The 17,330-nt window shown below is 38.5% G+C and carries 18 protein-coding genes and 1 pseudogene; 7 read left to right on the top strand and 12 right to left on the bottom strand.

Annotation, left to right across the window (positions count from 1 at the left end; translation table 11 throughout):
* Positions 1–10 precede the first annotated feature (10 nt).
* The 9 genes from QYF49_RS07695 to QYF49_RS07655 form a co-directional block, all read right to left on the bottom strand.
* On the bottom strand, positions 11–2,452 hold the full coding sequence (locus tag QYF49_RS07695) for an ATP-binding protein (RefSeq protein WP_290398986.1): 2,442 nt from the start codon (positions 2,450–2,452) through the stop codon (positions 11–13).
* The gene (locus QYF49_RS07690) at positions 2,397–2,864 is read right to left on the bottom strand and encodes a TcpE family conjugal transfer membrane protein (RefSeq protein ID WP_290398985.1); all 468 of its coding nucleotides are present in this window, start codon (positions 2,862–2,864) and stop codon (positions 2,397–2,399) included. The genes QYF49_RS07695 and QYF49_RS07690 overlap by 56 nt, the downstream gene beginning before the upstream one ends.
* Before the next feature lie 25 nt (positions 2,865–2,889).
* Positions 2,890–3,111, bottom strand: a complete 222-nt coding sequence (locus QYF49_RS07685; RefSeq protein WP_290398984.1) for a hypothetical protein — start codon at positions 3,109–3,111, stop codon at positions 2,890–2,892.
* A 12-nt stretch (positions 3,112–3,123) separates the two neighbouring features.
* Positions 3,124–4,080, bottom strand: coding sequence for a conjugal transfer protein (locus QYF49_RS07680; protein ID WP_290398983.1), 957 nt, complete (start codon positions 4,078–4,080; stop codon positions 3,124–3,126).
* A gap of 15 nt (positions 4,081–4,095) precedes the next feature.
* A complete protein-coding gene (locus QYF49_RS07675; RefSeq protein ID WP_290398982.1) occupies positions 4,096–5,976 on the bottom strand; it encodes a TraM recognition domain-containing protein in 1,881 nt (626 codons plus the stop codon).
* Positions 5,960–6,664 carry a hypothetical protein gene (locus QYF49_RS07670; protein ID WP_290398981.1) on the bottom strand — a complete coding sequence of 235 codons (705 nt, stop codon included), beginning with the start codon at positions 6,662–6,664 and terminating at the stop codon, positions 5,960–5,962. The genes QYF49_RS07675 and QYF49_RS07670 overlap by 17 nt, the downstream gene beginning before the upstream one ends.
* Before the next feature lie 541 nt (positions 6,665–7,205).
* Complete coding sequence (locus QYF49_RS07665; protein ID WP_290398980.1) at positions 7,206–8,120, bottom strand: DnaA ATPase domain-containing protein; 915 nt, start codon at positions 8,118–8,120, stop codon at positions 7,206–7,208.
* The gene (locus tag QYF49_RS07660) at positions 8,020–8,904 is read right to left on the bottom strand and encodes a phage replisome organizer N-terminal domain-containing protein (RefSeq protein ID WP_290398979.1); all 885 of its coding nucleotides are present in this window, start codon (positions 8,902–8,904) and stop codon (positions 8,020–8,022) included. Before QYF49_RS07660 ends, QYF49_RS07665 begins: the two co-directional genes overlap by 101 nt.
* A gap of 294 nt (positions 8,905–9,198) precedes the next feature.
* The gene (locus QYF49_RS07655; RefSeq protein ID WP_290398978.1) at positions 9,199–9,426 is read right to left on the bottom strand and encodes a helix-turn-helix domain-containing protein; all 228 of its coding nucleotides are present in this window, start codon (positions 9,424–9,426) and stop codon (positions 9,199–9,201) included.
* Positions 9,427–9,595: 169 nt separating this feature from the next.
* Here QYF49_RS07655 and QYF49_RS07650 point away from each other — a divergent pair, with 169 nt between their 5' ends.
* Together QYF49_RS07650 and QYF49_RS07645 are read left to right on the top strand one after the other, a co-directional pair.
* On the top strand, positions 9,596–10,003 hold the full coding sequence (locus QYF49_RS07650) for a helix-turn-helix domain-containing protein (protein ID WP_290398977.1): 408 nt from the start codon (positions 9,596–9,598) through the stop codon (positions 10,001–10,003).
* A complete protein-coding gene (locus QYF49_RS07645; protein WP_290398976.1) occupies positions 9,966–10,751 on the top strand; it encodes an ImmA/IrrE family metallo-endopeptidase in 786 nt (261 codons plus the stop codon). The genes QYF49_RS07650 and QYF49_RS07645 overlap by 38 nt, the downstream gene beginning before the upstream one ends.
* Positions 10,752–10,985: 234 nt before the next feature.
* Here the strand turns inward: QYF49_RS07645 and QYF49_RS25700 are convergent, their stop codons facing one another.
* Entirely contained in the window at positions 10,986–11,282 is a 297-nt protein-coding gene (locus QYF49_RS25700) for a class I SAM-dependent methyltransferase (protein ID WP_354005806.1), read from the bottom strand.
* A 341-nt stretch (positions 11,283–11,623) separates the two neighbouring features.
* Here QYF49_RS25700 and QYF49_RS07635 point away from each other — a divergent pair, with 341 nt between their 5' ends.
* Entirely contained in the window at positions 11,624–11,752 is a 129-nt protein-coding gene (locus QYF49_RS07635; RefSeq protein WP_290398974.1) for a hypothetical protein, read from the top strand.
* A gap of 149 nt (positions 11,753–11,901) precedes the next feature.
* On the opposite strand, the gene QYF49_RS07630 is transcribed toward QYF49_RS07635, so the two are convergent.
* Together QYF49_RS07630 and QYF49_RS07625 are read right to left on the bottom strand one after the other, a co-directional pair.
* Positions 11,902–12,741, bottom strand: coding sequence for a tyrosine-type recombinase/integrase (locus tag QYF49_RS07630; protein WP_290399080.1), 840 nt, complete (start codon positions 12,739–12,741; stop codon positions 11,902–11,904).
* Positions 12,742–12,887: 146 nt separating this feature from the next.
* Complete coding sequence (locus tag QYF49_RS07625) at positions 12,888–13,283, bottom strand: DUF350 domain-containing protein (protein WP_290398973.1); 396 nt, start codon at positions 13,281–13,283, stop codon at positions 12,888–12,890.
* A 575-nt stretch (positions 13,284–13,858) separates the two neighbouring features.
* Between QYF49_RS07625 and QYF49_RS07620 the strand changes: the two genes are divergently transcribed.
* The 4 genes and pseudogenes from QYF49_RS07620 to QYF49_RS07605 form a co-directional block, all read left to right on the top strand.
* Positions 13,859–14,776, top strand: coding sequence for a spermidine synthase (locus tag QYF49_RS07620; protein ID WP_290398972.1), 918 nt, complete (start codon positions 13,859–13,861; stop codon positions 14,774–14,776).
* A 681-nt stretch (positions 14,777–15,457) separates the two neighbouring features.
* Complete coding sequence (locus QYF49_RS07615; protein ID WP_290398971.1) at positions 15,458–15,601, top strand: hypothetical protein; 144 nt, start codon at positions 15,458–15,460, stop codon at positions 15,599–15,601.
* Between the two features lie 506 nt (positions 15,602–16,107).
* Positions 16,108–16,740 carry a DUF2238 domain-containing protein gene (locus QYF49_RS07610; RefSeq protein WP_290398970.1) on the top strand — a complete coding sequence of 211 codons (633 nt, stop codon included), beginning with the start codon at positions 16,108–16,110 and terminating at the stop codon, positions 16,738–16,740.
* A 126-nt stretch (positions 16,741–16,866) separates the two neighbouring features.
* Positions 16,867–17,200, top strand: a pseudogene (locus QYF49_RS07605) (hypothetical protein); the annotation flags it as partial.
* Between the last annotated feature and the right edge of the window lie 130 nt (positions 17,201–17,330).

The following is a 17,330-nucleotide window of genomic DNA, read 5'->3' as shown; positions in this document are numbered from 1 at the left end:
ATTCCTCCTTCTATTGGTAGGCTTCTTCCATTTGTACAGCCTGTGATTCTTTCTCTGTCGTTTTAAAGGCTTCGTACCATTCATCGAACAATACATCAATCGCAATGGCCTGGTTCCTTCCCAGGTGATCCTGAAAAAGGCACATGCCGGATTTTAGAGAACTCACCACCTCAATGTTTGCTTGGTTTTCCTCCATATCAAAAAAACGGAGAATGGGCTTTATGGAATCGTCTGATTTCGGCCGAAAGGAAAACTTGATGCCAATCTGTTCTTTTGTGGTGTCCACGTTAAAATCATCATACGCTTGGGTTACCAGCACAATATCCGTCTTAAGTGAACGCCCGGTCCTCAGCATTTCATCGATAAGATTTTGGCCGTTGGATGAACGTTTCAAAGTCCATGCCTCATCCAAAATGATCATGGCCTCTTCCTCCCGGTTCGTAGAAAAAGTATGGACATATTTAGAGATGGACATCATCAAGCAGAGTCCAATTCGTTCTTCCTCATTCATGTTATCGGATGTGGGAAGCCGAAGTCCTTGTAAACCGAGCACGTTGATTTGGCGTTTAAAATCCAGGCCTTTTGACTGTTCGGTTCCAAACAGCATTCGTCCTAGGCCGTAGCGATATTTTTCGATGAATTTTCCCAGCGTATGGTCCTTCGTTTGAATACGCTGGAGCACCCCGGTTAAAGTGGGTCGTTTTGCCTGATTCACTTCTTCTATGATGGCGTCGTAAATCGTTACACTTTCATTTCGTGAGCCTCTTACTTCCGCAAGCGTGTTTAAAATCATCATGGCGGTCTGAATGGCTTGGTCTCCTTTCAAAAAAACAAGAGGATCCAAAGCTCCATGATACTGGCTTTCTTGGGAAAGGTGAATAAAATTGATACGCTCATACAGAGCACGGAATTCAGGAATATCGCCATACTTTTTTAGCGCCGCTTGGTAGTATTGTTGAAATTCATTTTTAGGATCCACGTAGAGTACCTTTGAGCCAAAGAACGTACTCCAGGTAAAGAAGTTTTTCACCAGCATGGATTTTCCACTCCCCGACGGGCCTGTAATGAGAATATTTCCATTGGTATGATCGGCTCCGGAAATCGCCTTTTTGGTTAACAACGGGTTAAAGATGACGACATTGTTATTAATCTCTCGTGCTTGTTTGACGTGTGAAAGCTTTTTCCCAGTGATGACCTTTCCAAGTACCATCCCAAATCGGTTTCCCACGCGGTTGTTTAAGTTCATACCGGTTTGAGCCAAGTACGTTTCATCGACAACTTGCTCAAAGTATGAATAATCTACATAAGAAGCTGGCAAAGCTTGCGCAAAAAGCGTCAATTGATCCACCAAGGGCCTGACCAGCTCAAAACCGGTGTTTTTAAATAACGTACGAAGTGCTTCATATTTCTCATCCAGCCCTTCCTTAGTAGGGTCTGAAATGACCAGCGTAAACGTCATATATAAAAGCTGTCGTTTACTGGCTTTCACATCATCCAGAAGCGTGGCGAGCCGGTCAGATGCCAACTCCACCACCTTGTCATCATCCGCCGTATACGTAGATTGTATTTCTCGGTCAAAGTTGGTAAAGCGCTTTTTTAACTTCCGCACCTTACGGATGTTGGCTGCATTTTTTTTAAAATGGTAACGAATCTGTACTTCCAGAGGAAACGATACACTTTCTAAGATATCTTGTATAAACTGATACCCTTCAATGGAAGCAGGCATGCTGGCAAACGGCAAAAACGAAAGGTATTCCTTGTCGTTTTCATGCGTAACGGTCAAAAAGCCGTAATCATTTTGCAAGATGCCTTCGGTAAGGTTGTATGAGCTCTCAGGAATGCTAAACAAGTCGTTGGTTCTGTGAAACATATAGTAGATGAGCTTATCGAATTCTTCTTCCTCTACTTTTTGAAAGTGCTTGAAATGAGAGACCTTTGAACGGAAAAATCGTTCTTGTTCTTCGTAATAATCCAGATCATCTTCTACCTGGGTTTGAAAGGTCATTAATTTTGAAAGGTCTTCTTTTACCCTCTTAAAAAAGAGCAATAGCATTTCTCCCGCGTTGTCGGTGATCACTTGATCCGCCCGATTTAAATGAATACCGACAAACACCGAATACTCATGTAGAAATATTTCTTCCTGCAAAACCTGGGAAGCACGGTTGAAATACGTTCGTCCAATGTCTGAGAACTCTCCTTGCACAATATGATCATTGACAACATGGGTGAACGTGTTGAAGTCAAACCGTTTTGGCAGAATCATAATGTGATAGTCATACTCTTCATGCGATAAAAAGGCTGCTGTATTTTCAATGTAGCGCCTAAAATCCGTCTCACTGTTCAAACGTAGATATTCCTGTTCCAGCCGGTAATACGCCCATACTTGCTTACGTTTATTAAATACCAAATTTTTGTGTCGAAAGGCGATGGGAAACTCCAGTGTCTCTTTCAATACCTTCACGCTCCTTGTTTGGATCAAAGGGCTCGAATCGTATGGTTTGTTTCAATTGGTCACTAGCCACTTCAATGAAATGTTCATACGCATTATTTTTCGTTCGGTAAAAACACCATCGATCCCGAATAAACGGCAGAACTCCTTTATGGTCGTACTTTAAGTTGAAAACCACGAAAGTGATTAAACTTGGTATCACCGTGAGGAGAATGAGCCAGTTCTTTAGAAAAAAGTCAAACAAGTTGGTATCGCTTTTTACTCCGAGCAACAGGAAGGAAAGCAAAAGAACTGCTGCCAGTATGATGGAGAAGATCATTTTCCGTACTTCAAGCCCGTTGGCAAATTCAAGGGAACTTATTCGATAAATTTTTATGGGATACTTATACTCCGGTGTAAAGTTTTCTCCTTTCACTTGTTCTCCTCCTTTAACTATTTCATCAATTAAATATCGCACTTCCTAAACCCCTGGCGAGCGTCTGTAATTGCGGACCAAAGAACACAACTACCAGACAGCAGATCCCGAGCGTTAGACCTGACCAAAACTGCCCCCAATCCTCACGGGTGTAGGCTACTAATGCCCGAATGACCATGATCAATAGAATCAGAAAACCAATTTGAGAAATGATGTTTTGTGTCACTTCCTGAAGATTAAAATTCACGTTAATCACTCCTTATTCAAAATGAGTAATAAAGAATTTTTCATTTTCACGTTCAAGTTTGAGTTCATAAGAGTATAGATCCGTCATGGAGGTTTCACTGTTCTGGTAATAAACATCGGCCTTTACTCTATAGGTTGAATCATTTTTCACCGCTTGCCGAATTTCAACGTCTTGAAGAAGTTGATTTTGTAATCCCTCATCCAGGTCTGCCATAAACGGCAGTTTTTCATCACTAACGCCATAGGAACGGAAGAATTCGTTAAGAAACGAATGGAGGTGTTTCCTTTCTATTGAAGTGACTTCTTTGCCTTCTAGAGGTTGGGCTTCATAGGACATAGTGTCCTTTAAGTCCTGCTGAACAATGTTGGGACTTTGATAGACAGCAAACCCCTTTCCATTGCTGGTGACCGGAACGACCACATCTATCTGATGCTGTGTAATCTTCGGTACAGGTTTCCCTTTCTTCTTCGTACCATTTAGTTCTGCTATTTCATATTGCACTTGAAAACGTACTTTCGCTTCTTTACGGCTGATGTGTTTCGTATCGAAGTATTTAAGTCTTTTCAATTGGCGCTCCCCTTTAAAATCTTGATATTCGGATACCCGTTTCAAATCAAAACCGGATACGAAGTATTTCGATAGTTCCTCTGTACGTGCTTGGCGTGCGTTTTCCTCTTTAGGTACTGTGAGATAGGTACGAATAAAATCTTCAGTGAAGACCTGAATTGCATCGGATTGGAGCAGATTCGTTTGATCCACTTGATTTATTTGGTGATGGACATTTTGTTCTGAGGCTCTTACCGAGTTACGGATGGATTGATATTTTGTAAAGAAAATGATGTTAAAAAGCAGCGAAAGGGATATGACGGAAAAGAATAGAATGCATGCTGTTTTTGTAGCCGCTGTCCTGGAATAAGAGAGTTGGCGTTTGTTTTTTGAGGCGGTATCTGTTTTTTTAGAAAAAAGCATAGATTGTTCCTCCCTTCAATCGTTAGCCAATGGATGTCGGACATAGATGATCTCTGGGTGAACCACTTCTTTTGCTGCTTTACGGGCAAAAATAAATTGGCCCTGTCTCAGATCCCGTATTTCATCGGGGGTAATTTTAAATTTTTGTACATGACGCAGTGTGCCTTTATCGGCTTTCAAGTCGACCCGTTTTAAACGGCCTTCCTGCTTCTCTGTCGTAACGGTTAAATCAATATCTTTGTACGTACCTAGTGTACTGGCCCACGCTTCCACCTCATCCGGGTTATTGGTTTGGCCAATAGCATACGTGTTCGTGTTGCCCACGACCTGCCGGGCCAGATACGGATCGTTCTTTTCTAAATCCGCTAAAGTTTGTGTGGCGATGATACAATGAAATCCGGCAGACCGTGATTTATTGATGGTGTCCACGATCTTGTCGTTAGCATAAACTGAGAACTCATCGTAGATCGCAAGGAATGGCTGATCTTTGAGCTGGTTGCGGTTTCGATACGAGACTAAATAGTTCATATCAAGGATTAAGAAGCGTGCGATGACTTTTATAAACTTGTCATAGATTAATCCGTCAAAACTGACGAAGAGGGCTTCTTTTTGTTCACTGATCGACACAAGATCCAGACTGTCCGACTTTTCTTGAAAAAGATGTCCGAGTTCACTGTCTAAAAGGAGAAAAATCTGAGTCCGGACGGAGGAGGCATTCGTAAATAAATAGTTTTCTCCCTCCTCTTCATGCTTGTACCGTTTAAACAATCGGTCTTGATGCTTCTGTGCCCTACTGCTTAGCACCTGCTTCTTTTGAGGTTTTGGCTGTTTAACCTCCACCTTAGTTTCTTCTGGTAAAAAGGATGAGTATGAAGTGGTGGCTGCAACAGCTTCTTCCTCTGATCCGTCCTCTACATCAACCATATCTTGATTAAGGACCGAAAGGACTTCCTCTGGATCAAGATACTTGGCAAACGTCCATAAATCACGAGTAAAGCCATAATCATCGATGAACTGGATGAGCGACTGCACAAGGGACGTTGAGATGGCCGAATAGTAATCACTTTCTGTTTCGATGAGTTGCTCTAGTTTATCTTTGATGACCGTTGGACCTCCGTATTTCAATGGGTTATATGTAACCTCTCCTTTATCTGAAAAAACCTTTAACTTCCTTCCGTATCGTTGACACAAGGCATCAACCTCACCAATACTTTCGGTGGACCCCTTTCCATCGATGAAAATAAACGGTAATTCTTTTAAGAGGGCATATTCCACAAAATTCAGAAGCAGAATGGTTTTGCCCCCACCTGTAGTCGCGGGAACAAACATATGCTGGTTCACTTCATGAAAGTCCATGTAATAGGGTTTGCCGTGTTCTGTTATGCCAAGCAGCAGCTGATCGTGCTTTTTCCGATCTCTCCACTTCCGCTGTTCCTTTTGAGTCAAGAGAAACCGTTTATTTTTCACATTTTGATAGAGTGAGGAACTTTTGAAGGTAATCCTGCTCTCTTCTATGGACTTCACTCGCCGTGCTCGATAATAATCCGTGAAAATGGACCAACCATAGGAGACAAATAAACCACCGGTACAGTACATCACGATTGAAATCACCGATAACTCCATGGGCTCACCCATCATTTTCTCAAGCCACGAAAAATCGAACGGGAGAATCGTATAAAGGCCAAAGTAACTGGCAGGTTTAAAGTACATTAAAAAACTAAAACTGATGAATCCCACTATTGCCAACAGGAGATAAACGATGTTTCGCTTTAAGAATCGAAAGAAGATATAAAATGGTACCGAAAATACAAACAGCGGAAAGAAAGCAAACACACCGGCTAACATCCCTAGTCCGAAACCGAATTCCTTCCCTAACTCTTCATTGCTTTTCGGCAAATTGCAACAACCTCCCTACAAGCTCTAACTGCAGCATATTGCTGTCAATCCCAGCCTGATGAGCATATGAAATCACCGCGTTACGAATAGATTCGTTTTCACATAAATACCGTACCTGCTGATACTGCCCATTGAGCATCTCTTCCTTGTAGCGCCGCATTTTTTCCAAATACCGTTTTGAGGATTTTCGTGTGAGTTCCACTTCACAGGCAATTTTGCTCCCCTGTTCCACTACTACAAAATCCGGAATCCGGTCTGAGATCCGTTTTAACAGCGTGGTGTTACGCCGATCCGCTTTCGTGAAGTTCTGCCGGATATAGTCGCTGCGCAATTCTCGCTCCGTGATAAACTCAAATGGCTGGCCCGTTTTTTCGGTAATTTGTTTTAGTGCGAGTAAACTGTTATTCATGATCAACTGATGCTTCAATAAAGAGTAATTAAACTTTGTAAATGGAGTTAATGAACTGCCAAGATAATCAACCCCACTCGGCCGCATAGCTAGAATCAAATGATAACCAATCTTTTCTTCGGTCAAGAAACCTAAGGATAGCAGTTTGCGCTTTGTTTGGTAGACCGTAACATGAGAGATCGAACCTTTTAAAAATTCAGATAATTGAGTTGATGTTATAACCCCGAACCGATTAATTACCTGTAGTACCTCTTCTTGCTTTTGGGCTAGCAAATTCATCCTCATTACCTCCTCAAATAATCCTCCCTTCATGTCTTAAACTTCACAATCTTTTCCTTGCTTAATCACTAACAATCATCATACCAGCACTTGACTTTCGTACTTTTCCTAACACCACTAAACAACTTACAACATTAAAATTCTCTTTAACTAACAAACTATACTGGCATAATATCACAACCAATATTTCACAACAATGGCAATCGGCCGCATTTCTTTTCTGTCCTTTTTTCCACCTTGTACTCCCGTGACCTCACAACACATGATGTTGGTGGTGTGAGGTCACGGGATTTCCACGGCGATAGCCTGGAAAAACAAGGTGGAAAATCCCTTGCTGGCAATGCATGCGGGCGATTGCCCACTTAAAAAAGTTTTCATGGGGGCCGTAGTACTTTTTAAGCCCTTTTTAAAGTCTTTCTAGCTGAATTGATACTTATTTTCGAACAATATTTTTTCTTTATCATCCTTGTAACAAACGTTTTTGGAGGTATTTGAAAAGCGAGAAATACATACATTTGTTTTGTATCCAATAACATTCATCCTAACCGAGTCTCTGATTTAACCGACGTTTATCTCCCTGGATCAAGACCATATAGTTTTTGCACATTTCGTAAATTCGGGTTCCAAGAGCTTCATCCACTACAGTTAATTCATCAATCGATAACTCTGAAGATATTAATAACGGGAGATGATTTAAGTATCGATAGTTGATCAACGCATACATTTTTTCAATTTGCCATTCAGTGGCTCGAATCCGTCTGCTTCTCCCGACAGGTTTGAAGAGATCATCGATAAACAGCACGTCCACCTTTTTCATTCGGTTCATCTTGTCTTCTAGTTCCTCAAAATCATCTTTTAGATCATCAAATCCTTCAACGTACGGAAAGTACAGAACCGACACTTGCTTGTTCACCATTAAGTGATTGGCTATGGCTGTTAGCAGATGGGTTTTCCCACTGCCGGGTTGCCCCAGTAATGCAATACTGTTGGTTCTGCTTCTTCGAATGTCGCTAAAATCCAGGATATATTCTTGAGCACATTGATAGGCGTCCTTGATCACTTGATCCTTTCCTTCCGTGACAAAGCTATTAAATTCATGTTTCCTAAACTCCTCCGTAATCTCAGAAGACTGCAGCAGGTTCTTAATGCTTTTTTGTTTCACACAGCTGCACCTTTCTGAGTAACTGTCATGCCATTCCCAGGCTTCTCCTGGCGAACAGACTTTTCCGAGATGGTAATCAATTTCTGGAACTCTACTGGCAGGCACACACGATTTCAGCGTCTCATTCCAATGCCATTCTGTATCTTTGTGTACACGATAGATAATAATTTCCTTGTCTTTGCAGATGGGACAGTTAGGCTTGTCTTCCTCTTCCAACCCTTCCAATTTGGCCACCGGTGATTGTAAATGCTTCTGGCGAAGTGTTTCGATAATGTTGCTCAGACGGCTTTCCATGTTCACCCTCCTTACGCTTCTTAGCGAAATCGTTTTCCAGTACTTTCACATCCGATAAATTCTGAACGTAGCTTTTTACCCACTTTGTCAGAATACCTCTAGCATAGGACCAAGATGCTTTCTTCACTGCAACCGAGCGTTTCAATGCCTCCATTACTAGCTCTTCGTTAAGTATCTCTATCCATACATTTAATTCTTTCTGGGTTTGGGCATTCACCTTGCCAATTTTTGAATGATAGTATTCATGAACTTTAGAACTTTCCGAGTTATCATTTTTGATGTCTTTCTTTATATCTAATTCTTTTTCTATATCTATATCTTTATCTATTTCTACTTCTATATCTGTTCCGTTACCTTGCGTTAGTGTAACGTTACCTGTATCGTTACCAGCTTGTAGCCTTTTCTTCTCGCGATGTTTGGCTACTCTATTCCTGGTCTGCTGGCGGATCTTATCAAGCCCTTCAACGTTTTGGTGTTTCTCCCAGTTGCTGATGGCAATGAATTGATCATCGTTCATTTCAATCATGCCAAATTCCTGGAATGTCTTAAGAGCTAGACGTACAATATTGAGCGGCCGATTAAATATCGTAGCCAACATCTCATCTGTATATGGAACTTTTTCATTTAAATAGATATATCCATTTGCATTTGTCTTACCAGCTTGAGCAAGGAGCTTTACCCAAATAATAAGCAGCATATCAGCTTCAGGCATACTCTCAATTAATCGGATTTTTTCGTCTTCAAACATCTGAACACTTAGTTTAATCCATTTAACTTCTGCCAATTTTCCCACTCCTTTCATAGAGTGACGAATAAATTACTCTTTTCTCTGCCTAAATGAGTCTTTGCTTTTTTTAGAATTTTATGACAATATTTAGTTAACTCAACTACTTTGATTAGCTACTGCTTTTTTTTATATGATGTAATCCCTTTTCTTTCAAATGATTTTTCACAATTGCTGCCATGAAAGACCAGGCAGAGGATTGTAACGTCTCATTTTTTGCTAACGGTCCCTTAATGATGCTTGTTTTAAATTCCTTAACAGTGTTGGACATTTAAAACACATCCTTTTATTTTTTCACTTTGCTGTTTTAGCAAAATTATGTTCAAAAAAAAGACTGGCTAACTCACAATGTAATTCTTTGGCGATTAAGGGTAAATGAACAGCTTTAAGAGTATAAACACCATTCTCATATTTCATGTAGGTTGAAGCATTTTTAAATCCTAAGATAACTGCCATATGTTGCATAGTGATTCTTAGCTCAATACGCCTAGTTTTGATGAATGCTAAATCAATTGATTTCAAATTCACCCTCCTTTGCATATTTTTTGCTGATCCAGCAAACCCTTAACTAGAGTATACTTTGCTAAAACAGAAAAATCAATACTTATTTTTGCTATTTTAGCAAAAATAATTCCATCTTATTGAAACGTGATAAAATATAGTGTGAAAAGTAAAAGAAGTTGGTGATGACATGACTTTAATTGGTTATAGAATAAAATCATTAAGAGAACAGAATAACTGGTCTCAATTAACCCTTTCTAAAAAGATTGGTATAAATAATAGTGTATTATCGAGAATTGAAGCAGGAAAAAGAAGCGTAGAAGATGACCTTATTACGAAGTTTGCTAAAGCTTTTGACGTCTCTTCAGATTATCTTTTAGGTCATACAGATGACTTACTTATTAATGAATCATCTCCTAAAGAGAATGATTTTGAGGATTGGCCAGAGGCTTATAACGTCTTACGCAGAGCAAACGAGAAACTAACACCCAAAGAGAAACAAAAGATGCTTAGACTAATCGAAGATCTATTTTTAGATGACGAGGAGGAAGAGCAAACAAATGAAAAAAATGGTGGAGACCATTCCGAACCACGTTAGAATTAAACAGGTGAAGAAAAAAGTCCAGGACTATTTAGAAATTAAACAAATAGAATCCCCACCGATTGATGCAAAAGAGATTATTCAACAAGTCAAAAACATTAAAATACAGGAATCAAACGAAATTGAGGATGCTTTCGTCGTTTATAATAAGAAGAAGGATGAGTATGGTATTGTCATCAATACTGAGCATGTTAAGGGCCGTATCAACTGGACTTATGCTCACGAGTTAGGACATATTGCATTGAATCATGCAGCATACATAAATGATACTGAACTAACAGACAGTCAACGAAAAATAATTGAACGTGAAGCAGATGTCTTTGCTCGAGAGTTACTTATGCCGGAATTAATGGTGAAAGAAAAAATTGTTCACCCTATTACCCCTCGACAGATCGGCAGGTTAACTGCAGAATTTAATGTCTCATGGACTGCAATTATAAATCGACTAGATGAACTTGAAATAAAATCAAAAGATGAAATATATGAATTGCTTCATACAAAAAATAAATTAAAAATCAGTGAGCCAGATAAGACAAATAATCAACATGAAATTTTGAGATTAGAACAATGTCCTGGCTGCACCAACTCAGATTTCTCTCTTTATGCAACCTATTGTAAGAAGTGCGGATATTATTTATATAATAAATGTACGGATAATACTTGTAATAAAGATAATGTTTCAGATGCTTATTTTTGTGAATATTGTGGTGAAAATACAATACTTGGTATGACAAGAGATGCTTAATATGGTAAGAAATCTGAAGAGCTTTAAATGCAGCTCTTTTTAATTTATCCACCTGATTTCTGATCAACTTTATGCACTTAATAATCTTTTGATTTGTTCATCATTAAATTTTTCAATATTAAGTACTTCAAATTGAGCTGAGTTCAAGTTAGAAGTAGAGGCTTGAATTTTCAAAAAAACACGGTTCCATGATAATTATTCTGCCATCGGGTTTTAAAATTCTTTTAAATTCCGTTACATAGTCACGGATGGCTTCCGGTGAGATATGTGGAGGACAGCGATGATAAAAATAATATCAAAGCTACTCTCCTGGGCAGGAAGTTTATTTCCGGAAAAAGCTTGAAAACGATATGGGGAGTACATTCGTTTGGCAGAGTGAATCCTGCCATGATCCGGGTCAATCCCAAAATAACGATCGGGTGAAAACAAGGAACAGTTCGCCCCAGTCCCTGTTCCAAAATCAAGGACGGTTTTGTTCGAAAACTCAAAGTGCCGTTGAATATTTTTCTCAATATAGATTTTTGTGATCATTTACAATTACATATTATGCTACATCAACAATAGTACCCAATTATAACGGTACATTCCTACAATACCATTTGTTCACATCTAATCCATACCACTAACAATATTACCAATAGGTGTCCTTATTGATATAACCAAACGGTATAATCATGAATAGTTAGGATTTACTGGTAGGATGGTGGTGATAAAATATGTCAAATTTAGCGGAAAGGTATTAATATTTAATACCTTTTCAAACTACACTTTGGGCATCTATTTTTATTTTTTCCGCTGACATAAATTGGGGATAATTGTAATTTATTTAGGGAAAAGTAAAAATAATAAAGTGTCCTAAAGGAGAAAAGTTTATGTTTCAAAAAAACAAAGACAATACAATTATTGGACTTGGAATAGGTGCGGCAATACTTTCAAGTATATTTAGTTTAATTATTATAAATTTACTGTTGGATATAAAGCAAACAAAGGGAAATAGTTAATCCTACTCCCTTTTTTGTTTTACCCTGCTGTGTTTTTCCTAATGTAAAAAAAGAGCTACCATCAAGGCAACCCTTCATACTTGCTTATTTAATATTTCTTCCTTAAGGTAGTTAGCGGTGAAGCATTTCTCCCACGTTCTGAAACTGTCTTATCTTCCATTGATGAATATATCTTTCGTTGTCGCTAACTGGTTATGTGCTAGTAAACGACTAACCGTATAAAGATCAGTATGCCCTAGAGAGATTTGTGCATAGCTTCTACAACTATGAACCAAAAACTTTACATCTACCCCCCAGGCTTTCCCGCTACTCTTTACTACATTGAGAACTGCATCATGACCCATTCTACCGATAGAGGAAACATCCTTCTTTAACCCTCCACCCTTGTTACGTGTACAGAAGAACAGGAAAGGGCATTCCTCGCCTTTTAGGTACTTCTCCCTAATTCTCCTATACTTGTTTAATTGTCGCTTTAAATGTAGGCTTACAGGCATTAACCGCTGCTTGTTACCTTTCCCCCTAATCAATAGGGCATCATCGAATACATCCGTTAACATTATATTGGATAACTCTGCAGAACGGATACCAGTTTCACACAAACAGGTTAAGATAGTTTTATTCCTGACATCCATGTAATTACTTCCGCAATAGAAGACAATTATCTTCTGAATATCATCAATGCTAAAAGGCTTAATCATTACCTTCTCTTCCTTGAGTAGTTCAATGTCATCCAGTGGATTGTCTTTCAGGATTTTCTCCTTGATACAGAACTTATAGAAGTTGTTAAGTGTTTTTAGTTTGGTTTTAATGGTATTGGCTTTGATACCTTCGTCTAATAGGTGCTTAATCCATCTTTTAATATGTCTTGTAGTAGCGTCCTCTAGTTCCATCTGAAATGATTCCCACAACCATCTTGCAAACTGTAATAAAATGGCTTTCTTGTTTTTGACGGTTGACTTGCTGTAATTTTGGATTTCGATTTCTGTAATGTAGTCTTCTAGTGATAGGATCTGTAATCCTCCCTGTTTTTAATAGGCGTTTGGATTACGGCAAACTCATAATTTAAACTTTGCGGAAAGTGGCTTGAAGCCTTGTGTAGCAAGGGCTGAAGAGGAACGAAGTGACAGGGTAATCCTTAGGAAATTGAAGCACCAATAACAAAAGCTATTCCGACTGATATACAGAAACTGATAACTCCGACAGAAATGTTTCCTTTACGAAGCTCTTCCTCTACTGAGAACTTTCGTATAAAAAGCTCAAATATTAGGTATGCAATGATTTGCAAAAGGATACCAAACGCTCCCCAAATCACAGTGTCTAATATGTCTGATGCATGATAGATCGAAAATGAAAGAATTATACAGATCCCAATAATTTTTCCGCCGATTGATAGCGAAACTGCACGATTACCGTTTAAGACTTCATGCAAATCTTTATATTTTTTTGTGATTAATTCAAAAATTGTTATTCCAATAAGCACCATTACAATTGCAATAATAAAATACAATACAGTTGAAATTAAGGACTCCATATACATATCCTCCTTCTGTTTATTATCTAGTTAACAGGACCACCTTAACGAAAGCCTGAAGTTCCTCCTCCAAGTTTTTCCCTCACCAATTTAAAATATTTATTATAGAGATAATCTTTTCCTTTTCCAACAATGCTAGATTTCACTCGCAAAGACAGTTGTTATAAACAAAAGCAATCATAATAGTCCTCCATAAGTATTTACAAATCGGGATAAGTTCATTCGATGCGATTAACCATTTTCCCTTATCTTAAACTCTAGGTAATTTCACCAATTTAATGTATAGATGGACATTCACACAGACTGCCTTTCGGAAAGCTAAATAGAATATCATGCATTACTTTTTATTAGATGTGTGGAATAGAACTAATCTCAAAGAAGTGTTTGCAAGTCAATACAAAAAATAATATCAAGATCAAACTAGCTAGGTAACAAAATATCCGAGTTTTAAAAGCTACATTTGTTTACGTCTACCTATGGCACTTACAAAACCTCATGATAGGCAGGACCATAGATGAAGCAATTCCAATAGGGACTTGGAATCGAATGATTTATAAAAAAAGGAGAGTTTATTTATGAATTTGTATGAGGATACGGGGTCGGATTCTATAAGGGGTTATATCAGCTATGAAGAAGAACCTGAAGGGAAATATAAGATTTTGCGAAAATTTGAAACTCCCACACAGAAGATTGCCCTCGTCGATCATAATGGGAATCTATTGGTTTATAGCAATGGCCACCTGATGTTTGGCACAACAGCTGATGACGATCTGTACGCAGAAGCAATGGTTCACATCCCAATGGTTGCTGCAAGAAAAAGGAAGAAAGTCCTGATCATTGGCGGTGGCGGTGGAATAACGACTCGAGAGGCCCTTCGTTATTCCAATGTCAGCAATATCACTACTCTTGACATTGACAAAGAGATGGTCAATTTTGGTAAAAAATTGAAACGTTTGGTTCAATATAATAAAGGTTCATTGAATCATCCAAAAGTTCAGACCGTAATTGAAGACGGCCGAAGGTTTGTAAAGAACAACCCGGCAAAATGGGATGTCATTATTGTTGACCTTCCTGAGCCAACCGTAAAAAGTCCCGAGCTCTCACGTCTCTTCAGCAGTGAATTCTTCAGTCTCTTGAAAGAACGTCTAGAACCAGGTGGCGCAATCAGTATAGCTTGTTCCAATGCAGACTCGACGGCAGAGTACCTTTGGAGTATACACGCAACCCTCAAAAAAGCTGGTTTCTATGTATTGCCATACCACTATTTTGAGCCGGATGCCGGAGAGTATTGGCTATTTTGTCTTGCTACAACATCGAGGGTTAAACCAAACGACTTACACATGTCAGTTCAGGCAAAATACTTGTCAACGAAAAAGTTAAAAAATATGTTCGATATGCCCTATTATTATGTAATCTCTAAGGATAACGGCAAAGTCCAATCAGATGACAATACGGTGTTGATTGATATTATAAATGAAGCGTGGTACAGCTGAACGTCGCTATTGTTTTCTGTGCTCGACTTGAAACGAAAGCTACCAATTGAACATGGTAGCTTTCGAAGTTTCACTCTAGCCGTAAGTACGGCTACACAATTTCCTTTTTAAAGATTTCATACAATGGTAAGCCAACACTTACGGTTGGATCAGTCATCCTCATTAATTGTAATTTGATTCATGAAGCTTTGATAAAAAATCCCCAATTCTTTACTGTGTATATTATGTTTTACCTTAGAAAGTATATATTTGAATACTGTCTTTATATACTCGTATCGTCTTTTACAACATGGCATTTAAGTGATTTTTTATCTTCAAAGCTTAACTCCTCTTTTCCCTTTGAGAAGTAAAATTGTACAGCCTCCTCCAATAACTTTTTCTAGCCAAGCGATTTAAAAATCCTCTTCCGACCCAACACTAGCCCAAGAAGCACTCAAATAGGCAACTAATGAAATTTCATCAGGTCTTACAGCAGTTAACCAAGCACAAGGAACATCATCAACTACTAAAAAATCTCAATAAATTTACCGTTAATGCTGCACAGCCCGAAATTACAAATAGGAAGGTAAACACCATTTTAGCTGAAATCAAAATACTGTATTAATTTAAACAGGATTTTTCTTTTTTTGTTTTGTTTATGGGGTACCTATCCATTTCAACCTCCTCGAAGCAAAAGGCGGTATGTTTCGCTGTGGAACCACTCAAGATAAACAAGAACCAGATCCATCAGAAGAGCGTAATGAACAAAACGATGAACCAAACAAAGACGATGATAAAAATGAAATACAAGAAGAACAAAAAAAATATCAAGCAGTCCAATTATAAGTTAATTGGGCTTTTGTTAATTTTAGAGATCCCGCCTAACCAAGTGGGCTTTTTTCGTGTAATTGTTCCTTTTTAAGAAATTCACTTTGTTTCCTAGCAATTTTTTAGACAACCTTCCATTATAAAAACATTTCAACCCTGAAATCTGCGGGTGTATTTTACTCGCATTTCCGGTCCTTACTACCGTTATCCACAAGTCCTTACATGACGAGCAATACTTCATTGGCTTTTGTTACAAATGCTGTAGCATGGAACTACAATGGTCAATAGTGGCTGAAATGAACTCTCCTTTTTATCCTCTCTCCAAGCAGAAATTGATCAAAGGATCTTTAATCCTTATTACGCCACTTTTTTCCATTATAAGTTCGTTAAGTACATTAGCCATTTCTTCGAATAGGGCTTCATCGTCTGCTTATGAACGATCATTTTTAGATGCAAGAAAATTCGTATACAAAATCGCGTTTGTTTTAATACTGTTAGTAAAGCAATCACTATAGGAGCAAAAAATGATACCCGAGAAACTTACAAAGATTCATCTTTTTTTACTAATTGCTGTTACAGCCGTTTTTATATGGTCTGTGATAAAGCCGGCAGGATATTTAATATGGGGCTTGGAGGTCACTCCTGCCATTGTCGGATTGATAATAGTGATTTCAACCTACAATAAGTTTCGACTCACTACTCTGTCATACTTCATCATCGCTATCCTGGCAGTTCTTATGTTCGTCGGTGGTCATTACACCTACTCAAAGGTTCCTCTTTTTAATTGGATAAAAGATGTTTTCGATTTAAATCGAAATCACTATGACCGATTTGGACATTTTTTAAAGGGGTTCTTTACAATTGTAATTACAGAAGTGTTATTACGGAAAACGCCGTTAACAAAAGGTCCCTGGTTAGTTGCTATCGCTATAAGTATCTCGCTCGCCATTGCTTCATTGTACGAAATCGTAGAATGGTTATTTGCAGCTATTTCTAAAAACATACAAGGAGGCAAAGCAGCTAAAGAATTTTTAGGCAGGCAGGGGGATATTTGGGATGCACAATGGGATATGTTGCTTGTTTTATTAGGTTCCATCTTTGCGTTACTCATTTTTTCAAAACTTCATAACTGGTTGTTAAAAAACGAATTAAAATAATCCTTCATATGATTTGTGAGCTTCACTTCGATTTGTACTAAAGTCATCGATTCCAATAATGCTTAATTGCTTGCCGTTAATCATGAGTATATCATTTTCGTTTTGCATTGTTTTACATCCATTTTACTTATGAACGGATACAATCTAGTATTAACGCATGATCCGAATATTGTTCTAGAAATAGAAGACTTCCCTTTTGACTACTTGCTTTCCGGCCATTTTTCACGGAGGTCAAATTAATTGGCCAAAGCCGTACCATCTTGTTAAATTGGGGAAATTGATTCGGATGAACATCGTAAAGCGATTACATCAACACCACGGTAAGCCGTTTTATATTAGTGAAGGCTTAGTACAGAACGGAGTAAACATTCGCGTGGGCAGCCGCCCGGAAATTACGATTCACAATCTTGTCCTTACGTCGGTTGTAGATCAAAAAGAGAAAACAACGGAAGCAGTCTAAACCACCCGAAGATGCGATTTTCTTGGGTGGTTTCATTTTTTCCGGGATTAAATTTTACGGAATACGGAGAAGCCTGGTTAGTCGGGACACTAACTATGCACGTTTCATCACTATCTTCCGGATATCCGGA

Origin of the sequence: Fictibacillus terranigra (assembly GCF_030412265.1) — a bacterium.
GTDB lineage: Bacteria > Bacillota > Bacilli > Bacillales > Fictibacillaceae > Fictibacillus_C > Fictibacillus_C terrinigri.
This window is presented reverse-complemented; position numbering and strand designations above follow the sequence as displayed.

Coding starts and splice junctions, on each gene's coding strand:
- QYF49_RS07680 (WP_290398983.1), bottom strand. CDS start 4,080: ATGCTTTTTTCTAAAAAAACAGATACCGCCTCAAAAAACAAACGCCAA.
- QYF49_RS07665 (WP_290398980.1), bottom strand. CDS start 8,120: ATGGAAAGCCGTCTGAGCAACATTATCGAAACACTTCGCCAGAAGCAT.
- QYF49_RS07635 (WP_290398974.1), top strand. CDS start 11,624: ATGTTTCAAAAAAACAAAGACAATACAATTATTGGACTTGGAATAGGT.
- QYF49_RS07650 (WP_290398977.1), top strand. CDS start 9,596: ATGACTTTAATTGGTTATAGAATAAAATCATTAAGAGAACAGAATAAC.
- QYF49_RS07625 (WP_290398973.1), bottom strand. CDS start 13,283: ATGGAGTCCTTAATTTCAACTGTATTGTATTTTATTATTGCAATTGTA.
- QYF49_RS07620 (WP_290398972.1), top strand. CDS start 13,859: ATGAATTTGTATGAGGATACGGGGTCGGATTCTATAAGGGGTTATATC.
- QYF49_RS07615 (WP_290398971.1), top strand. CDS start 15,458: ATGTTTCGCTGTGGAACCACTCAAGATAAACAAGAACCAGATCCATCA.
- QYF49_RS25700 (WP_354005806.1), bottom strand. CDS start 11,282: ATGATCACAAAAATCTATATTGAGAAAAATATTCAACGGCACTTTGAG.
- QYF49_RS07645 (WP_290398976.1), top strand. CDS start 9,966: ATGAAAAAAATGGTGGAGACCATTCCGAACCACGTTAGAATTAAACAG.
- QYF49_RS07610 (WP_290398970.1), top strand. CDS start 16,108: ATGATACCCGAGAAACTTACAAAGATTCATCTTTTTTTACTAATTGCT.
- QYF49_RS07670 (WP_290398981.1), bottom strand. CDS start 6,664: ATGAATTTGCTAGCCCAAAAGCAAGAAGAGGTACTACAGGTAATTAAT.